Origin of the sequence: Serratia sp. M24T3 (assembly GCF_000257645.1) — a bacterium.
Lineage (GTDB): Bacteria > Pseudomonadota > Gammaproteobacteria > Enterobacterales > Enterobacteriaceae > Rouxiella.
In genome coordinates, this window is the sequence record NZ_AJHJ01000103.1 from 1 (window position 1) to 385 (window position 385).

1 protein-coding gene is annotated in these 385 nt (G+C 52.5%); it reads right to left on the minus strand.

Going from position 1 to position 385, the window contains the following annotated elements:
• Window positions 1-178: 178 nt before the first annotated feature.
• The coding region (locus SPM24T3_RS24160; RefSeq protein WP_009639470.1) for an SDR family NAD(P)-dependent oxidoreductase at window positions 179-385 on the minus strand (207 nt) is incomplete at its 5' end.

The following is a 385-nucleotide window of genomic DNA, read 5'->3' on the forward strand; positions in this document are numbered from 1 at the left end:
ACCGGTTTGGATACTCTGGGTATTGAAACTGTAGAACGGATGTAAACTCGCTGTTTCAGATAAACCAAAGGCCGCTAAATGCGGCCTTTTTTATTGTTAAAATAAGAGGTTAAGTGCTAGCTACGCGCATAGTCCTTCACTTTGAACCCGAGCAGGCCCAACGCGGCGAAGTACACGACTACCCCCACAACCACCACAGCGGCAAGGCGATGAGACTGGCGGCAGCCGCTTTCGAGCAGCGAAAGACGCTCATCAGGTTGACGTTAAGCAGGGTTTGCCACAAGGCTTCCGATACGCTATCCAGATCCTGTATTGGAATAGGCTTGGTGACGCCAGGTGTCCCGGCGTTATTCACCAACAGGTCGAGGTGACCGAGCGCCTTGAC